The sequence below is a fragment of the Verrucomicrobiota bacterium genome (assembly GCA_016871495.1).
Lineage (GTDB): Bacteria > Verrucomicrobiota > Verrucomicrobiia > Limisphaerales > VHDF01 > VHDF01.
Map to the genome: position 1 here is coordinate 21,590 of VHDF01000065.1, position 6,574 is coordinate 28,163.

General features: G+C 60.6%; 4 protein-coding genes. 2 read left to right on the forward strand and 2 right to left on the reverse strand.

Annotated elements, in window-relative coordinates:
- Positions 1 to 17: 17 nt before the first annotated feature.
- Positions 18 to 1,253, reverse strand: coding sequence for a 4-hydroxy-3-methylbut-2-enyl diphosphate reductase (locus tag FJ404_13810; protein ID MBM3823936.1), 1,236 nt, complete (start codon positions 1,251 to 1,253; stop codon positions 18 to 20).
- Positions 1,254 to 1,358: 105 nt separating this feature from the next.
- Between FJ404_13810 and FJ404_13815 the strand changes: the two genes are divergently transcribed.
- Complete coding sequence (locus FJ404_13815; protein ID MBM3823937.1) at positions 1,359 to 4,448, forward strand: c-type cytochrome; 3,090 nt, start codon at positions 1,359 to 1,361, stop codon at positions 4,446 to 4,448.
- Between the two features lie 835 nt (positions 4,449 to 5,283).
- A complete protein-coding gene (locus FJ404_13820; protein MBM3823938.1) occupies positions 5,284 to 6,090 on the forward strand; it encodes a type II secretion system protein in 807 nt (268 codons plus the stop codon).
- A 186-nt stretch (positions 6,091 to 6,276) separates the two neighbouring features.
- Here FJ404_13820 and FJ404_13825 read toward each other — a convergent pair whose 3' ends face one another.
- Positions 6,277 to 6,567, reverse strand: a complete 291-nt coding sequence (locus tag FJ404_13825; GenBank protein ID MBM3823939.1) for a hypothetical protein — start codon at positions 6,565 to 6,567, stop codon at positions 6,277 to 6,279.
- Positions 6,568 to 6,574 lie beyond the last annotated feature (7 nt).

Consider the following 6,574-nt stretch of genomic DNA (forward strand, 5'->3'; position numbering starts at 1 on the left):
ACCTCCCGGGATCCGCCTCAATGGCCCAGAATTCGGTCTACGGAAAGCCCCCTCAATTCCAACAGTCTTCGGATGGTGTCCTCGATCAAGTTGTTGGGGCAACTGGCCCCGGCGGTGATGCCCACGGTGATGGCGCCGGAGGGCAGCCAGTCCGAAGTCTCCACTTCCTGGCTGATGTGCTGGTTCCAGTGCCGGATGAGGCGGTTGGACTCCATTTTGGCGGCGTTCTTGATGAAGAAGGTGGGCAGTTTTTTTTCTCCCATCTCGGCGAGGTGGCTGGTGTTGCTGCTGTTGTAGCCGCCGACGACGAGCAAGAGATTCATGGGTTCGGTCAGAAGTCGCTGGAGAGCGTCCTGACGGTCCTGAGTGGCGCCGCAAATGGTGTCGAAGAAGCGGAAGTGCTGCCCGATGTTTTCAGGTCCATGCCGTTTTTCCATGGCGGCCCGGAATCGTCGCTGTACTTCCTCCGTTTCTCCCCGCAGCATCGTGGTCTGATTGGCGACCCCCACGGCTTGCAGGTGCTTTTCCGGATCGAATCCCACGGAATAAGCGCCCTTGAATTTCTCGAGGAAGGCTGCTTTGTCACCGCCACGGACGATGTAGTCGCAAACGTAGTCCGTTTCCTCCAAATTGTAGACGACCAGGTAGTGTCCGGTGCCTTCGGCCGTAGCCTGGCTGGTGGTGGCTTTGGTTTCCTCGTGCTTGGCTTTGCCGTGGATGATGCTGGTCACCGACTCGCGGGAGTACTGGCGAACCCGTTTCCAGACGCTCATCACGTCGCCGCACGTGGTATCGACCATGATGCATCCGCGCTCGGTGAGTTTGCGGCGTGTATCCACCTCCGTGCCGAAGGCGGGAATGATCACCACGTCCTCCGCGGCGATCTTGGCCAGTTCCTCCTCGGGAGGCCGCGGTGAGATGCTCACGATGCCCAGGTTGCGAATCTGGTCGTTCACTTCCGGGTTATGAATGATTTCCCCCAGCAAGAAGATGCGGGTCGGCGGGGGGAAAACGCGGCGGGCCGCATACGCCATGTCGATGGCGCGTTCGACGCCATAGCAAAAGCCGAATTCCTTGGCGAGTTTGATGGTCAGCCCGTCGATGGTGATGACGCCGCCATGGTCGCGCAATTTCTCGACAATTTCGCTCCGATAATGCGCGACGACTTGGGCTTGCACCTCGTGCATGACATCCGGACGGCGCAAATTGATTTTGTGCCGCGTTCCATTCGCTGTTTCGCCGAGATTCGCCATATCCCCGGAGTCTGATCCCCCCTTTCCCGAGCGTCGAGGCGAAAGCCTGCTCATTCTTCCGCCTTCCCAAACACCGCCTCGATTTGCTTTGATCGAGAAACTCCAATGCACACGCAGTTCCTCCTCTTGCTCGCGGCCGTTTTCACGGCCCTCTCCCTACAAGCTCAATCGCCCGAGTGGATCTGGCACAAGAAGTCGGATGCCGCCGAAACCCGGTTCTTTCGCACATCCTTTCCCCTGGACGAGGTGCCCTCCGCGGCCCAGTTGATCGCCACCGCGGACGATGCGCTCGACGTTTTCATCAATGGTCAAAAGGTTCTTTCCGCGTCGGAATGGCAAAAGGCGCATCACGCCGAGGTGAAGTCCACGCTGAAGGCGGGACGCAATGTCATCGCGGTGCGAGGCTCTAATGGCGATGGAAGCATGGCGGGACTCGCCCTCAAGCTCAGTGTGCGCACCTCGCTTGGCACCGCTCACATCCTCACGGACAAAACATGGAAAGCCGAAGACCGCGAAGTTCCTGGCTGGAACCAATCGTCCTTCGACGACGCTTCCTGGACGGTCGCCCAAGTCCTGGGCAAAATGGGCATGGACCCGTGGGGCCATGTCTTCGCTTCCGCCGGGGCGCCTGCCGCGGCGAGCCCCCCGACCCCTGAACCCAAACGCCTGGCCACTCCGGTCGACTCCCTCTACGTGCTTAAGGACTTCAAGCTCGAGCTCATCCTGAACGGCGAGCCCGAGGACGGTTCCTGGGTGAATCTTTGCAAGGATCACAAGGGCCGCCTCATCCTCAGTCCGCAATATCGCCAGCAGAACACCGAGGCTGGACTGTTGCGGGTGACGCTCGACGGGCAGGGCCGGGTCGCGAAACGCGAGTTCATCGCCCAACCCCTCTACGATGCCCAGGGCATGGTCTTTGCCAACGACGCGCTTTGGGTGGTGGTCAACAAGTATTCCACGAAGTTCGAATCAGGACTCTATCGGATTACAGATGATGGATCGGATCGCTGGGGTCGCATCGAGTTGATCAAAGCCTTGCCTGGAGGCGGTGAGCATGGGCCCCATGCGGTTGAACTGGGACCCGACGGGCAGCTTTGGGTCATGGCGGGCAACCACACGCGTCCGCCTGCCGGACTCGATCCCGATTCCCCTTACCGCCATTACCAGGAAGACCACGTGCTGCCCCGTCAGCCTGATGGAAATGGACATGCCACGGGCGTGATGGCGCCGGGCGGCTATATCTGCCGGGTGAGCCCCGACGGCAAGCAGTGGAGCTTCTTTTGCGGGGGATTTCGCAATCAATACGATTTCGCCTTCAATCCCGATGACGAACTCTTCGTGTTCGACGCCGACATGGAATGGGACTGGGGCATGCCCTGGTACCGCGCCACGCGCGTCAACCACGCGGTTTCCGGGGCGGAGTTTGGATGGCGTTACGGCACTGGAAAGTGGCCGGATTACTACGCCGATAGCCTGGGTTCGGTGGTCGATATCGGCATCGGTTGTCCGACGGGCGTCGGCAACGGAAAAGGCGCGAAGTTCCCCGCCCGCTATCAACGGGCGATTTACGCCATGGATTGGACCTATGGACGCCTCATGGCCGTGCATCTCACTCCCGATGGCGCAGGCTACAAAGGTACCTGGGAGAATTTCGTGGCTCCCGCCGGACTGGTCACCCCGGGCGCGGCCACTCCGCCGCTCAATGTGACGGATCTGATCATCGGGGACGATGGCGCCATGTATTTCACCATTGGCGGACGCGGCACGGCTTCGGGACTTTACCGCGTGACGTATCACGGGCCCGAATCCATCACGCCTGCCTGGACTCCGAGTCGCGAGGGAAAGGAAGCGCGGGCTCTTCGCCGAAGCCTGGAGGCTTACCATGGCAAGCCCGATCCGCGGGCCTTGGATTTCATCTGGCCGCACTTGGGCAACCCCGATCGCACCCTGCGTTACGCGGCGCGAATCGCGCTGGAGGCGCAACCTGTGACGCAGTGGCAGAAGCGCGCTTTGGAGGAGAAATCGGCGGAGGTCGGACTGTCGGCGTTGCTCGCCCTGGCGCGGTTGGGTGGGAAATCCGCCCAGGACGAAGGTTGGCTGGCTCTCGGCCAATGGCCTTTGTCGAGTTTGTCGGAACGCCAGCAACTCGATAAGTTGCGGGTGCTGCAAGTTTCCATCGCCCGCCATGGTTTGCCTTCTCCCGTCACGGTGAAACTCGCAATCGAGAAGTTGGGCGCGAGTTTTCCGAACCGCAGCGGGCTGGTGAATCGCGAATTGTCGCAGGTCCTCATCGCCTTGGGCGCTCCCGACGTCGTGGGCAAATCGCTTTCCTTGATGGCCACCGCCTCGACCCAGGAAGATCTGATACATTTTCTCTTTCACCTACGCGTGGCCAAGCACTGGACCCTGGATCAGCGCCGGGAATACCTGGGCTATTTCAGCAAGGACCTCAAAGGGATGGCGCATCCCCCCGAAATCATACGCTGGTTCGCGGAGGCCGGGCGTCCTTACGGCGATGGCGCGAGCTTCAACAACTTCCGGAAGAATTTCCTGAAGGAGGCGAACTCCAACATGTCCGAGGCGGAGCGGACCGAACTCGCGCCGCAGTTGGCAAGTCTCACGGCACCGAGTTCGGGTCCAAATTCCCGCCGGCAAGAGGACTCCTTCCCGGCACCCAAGACCCGAGCCTTCGTGAAGGAGTGGACGATGGCTGAGCTGGTGGGGGACCTGGAAACCCTCGGCAAAGGCCGCAATTTTGAGAGGGGCAGGCAATCTTTCGTGGATGCCCAGTGCCTCGCCTGCCACCGCTTCGGCGTCGAAGGGGGAGGGGTCGGTCCCGATCTCACTTCGGTCAATACCCGATTCAAGCGATTGGACCTGCTCGAGAGCATGATCGACCCCCACAAAGTCGTCTCTGAGCAATTTCAGAACACCACGGTGGAGCTCAAGAATGGGGATGACGTCACCGGACGCCTCATGGATGAAACGGCGGACACGCTGGTCCTGGTTCCCAATCCTTTGAAACCGGGCGAATCGGTGACCGTGAAGAAGTCCGAAGTGAAATCGAAGGGATTCTCCAGGCTCAGCCCCATGCCGGAGGGTTTGCTCAACACACTGAGCAAAGAGGAGATCCTTGACCTGATTGCGTTTATGGAAGCTGGCGGGAGGAGAAATCACGCGCTGTTTAGGCCGTAACGGGGTTAAGAGCCTGTTTGGAAATTGGGCGGGGTCCTGCGGCGAGAGATTTTGGCGGCGGCCAAGGCGACGAGGCCGGAGCATCCCCAAAGCGGGCTGTAACGGCCGAGCCAACGCAGGCCGCCGGCAAAAGATCCTCCGCCCGAGTGGTTTTCGCGGAAAAGGCCCGCTGGCTTCGTTGCTCGTCGGTCACAGGGCGTTGGCGGCCATGCTTCCTCCTCGCGCCTCCCCATCGGGCCTTTTCCGCGAAAACAGGACCCCGCCGAATTTCCAAACACGCTATAAGAGATTTGGCCCGGGGCGGGCGTCAGTGGCTCGCCGAGCGGGAGGTCAGCCGGAGAACTCCAGCTTTGACTCTCAATCGCCATCATGGCGATTTGCCATGAGGATCAAAACCCAAGTTCAGATTCCGGATCACCTTGACCGTGAGGCCAGGCGCGTGGCTGTGGACAACAAAATGAGCTTCGGTGGAGTGGCGCCTCGCTGATACGAACTTGTCGTTTGTCGGGCTGAATCGCGACCACGCCTCTTCCGGCCCTTGCCGACGGTGCATCCGCAAGTTGTCGGGGCGCGCCGTTCACGGCGCATCCGCTCGCGTCCATCGGTCGCGGCGGTCTCCTCCCGCTCCATGGCCCACCCCTGGCGGCGCCCTTGCCCGTTGAAGCCGCTACGCCCTTCGAAGACACGCCTTGAAGCGGCGTGGACGCCGCGCCTGGCGCTGCGCGCGCATCACCGACAACCCGTGGATGCACTGCCTTGTCGATCGGTTGGCCTTCAAAGCTTGACGGCGGGCGAAGCGCTGGCTATACGCACATTAGCTCCAAGCCCCCTTATTATGACCAACATTTCTTCCATTCCATTTCGAGCCCGTCGTGGTTTCACGTTGATTGAGCTGCTTGTCGTGATCGCCATTATCGCGATCCTGGCGGGCATGTTGCTGCCCGCCCTCAGCAAAGCGAAATCCAAGTCGCAGGGCATCAAGTGCATGAACAACGGCAAGCAGATGATGCTCGCGTGGCGTCTCTATGCCGATGACAACGACGGACTGCTCGTCAAGTCGTTGGATGGCGGTCCGGATGCCGCGAAGCGCGCCTTGCTGGTCGCGGGCAGTGCCAGTGATAATCCGACGAACACCATCGATAAGAGTCCTCTCATGAAATACATGGGAAACAGCCGCGAGGTGTGGAAATGTCCTTCGGACAACACGACGCGCATTGAAGGTGGGAAGAAGCTGCCCCGTGTGCGAAGCCAATCGATGAGCCAGGTTTTCGATTTCGGCGGCTGGCTGCCTTCCCCGCCCTATCGGACTTACGGGCGCATTGATCACATCGTCATTCCGACTCAGACCTGGGTGCTGGTGGATGAGCACCCGGAAAGCATCAACGACGCGGCTTGCGCCGTTCAGATCGTTCTTCCAGACGCCAAAGGCGGGAACATCATTGATTTCCCCGCGTCTTATCACAATGGGGCCGCAGGCTTCTCGTTTGCCGATGGTCACTCCGAGATTCATCAGTGGAAGGGCAGCAAGATCAAGACGTTCGGAAGGCGGGGGAACACGGGTTTGAATGTCCCGGCCGCCGACTCCCTGAACGATGTGAAATGGTGGTCTCGCATGACCACGGTGGGTCCCAATTTCCCGTAGGTGCGGGTTAGGATTCGCTTTCAACGTTTTCAAGATCGCGGCCCGGGTTCTCCGGGCCGCTTCTATTTTGCGGTGGGTCGGGAGAGCTTGGGTTGTCCAAGAACCCAATCTTTACCCTCGAAACGGCCATCGATTCGCGTCGATCTCGTGCGCATCTCGAGAGAAACGATTCTTCCGACCTCCGCCTCATCGACCGCCAGGTGGGCTCAACCTGATTCCACGCCAGGTCAGGCGGACTGAGGTTGCCGCGCCTTGCCCGGATCTTTCATCCTGAGCTTGAATCCGCGACCGTGTGCCGCGTGAGGGCACGCGGCCTACCATCGCGCCTGCCTCTGTGTTTGCGCTGCCAGGGGCGCGGTGTATCCCGATGTTGTTGGTAGGGCGGGCCTGTCCCAGCCCGCCGCCCACGGGATGCAAAACATCATGCTCCGGCGGCGCGCCGGGACGGACGCGCCCTACCTGCATCACCGGCAACATCGGGATG

Bases quoted from the DNA above. Each gene is read 5' to 3' on its own strand.
- FJ404_13820 (MBM3823938.1), top strand. From the start codon at position 5,284: ATGACCAACATTTCTTCCATTCCATTTCGAGCCCGTCGTGGTTTCACG.
- FJ404_13815 (MBM3823937.1), top strand. From the start codon at position 1,359: ATGCACACGCAGTTCCTCCTCTTGCTCGCGGCCGTTTTCACGGCCCTC.
- FJ404_13810 (MBM3823936.1), bottom strand. From the start codon at position 1,253: ATGGCGAATCTCGGCGAAACAGCGAATGGAACGCGGCACAAAATCAAT.
- FJ404_13825 (MBM3823939.1), bottom strand. From the start codon at position 6,567: ATGTTGCCGGTGATGCAGGTAGGGCGCGTCCGTCCCGGCGCGCCGCCG.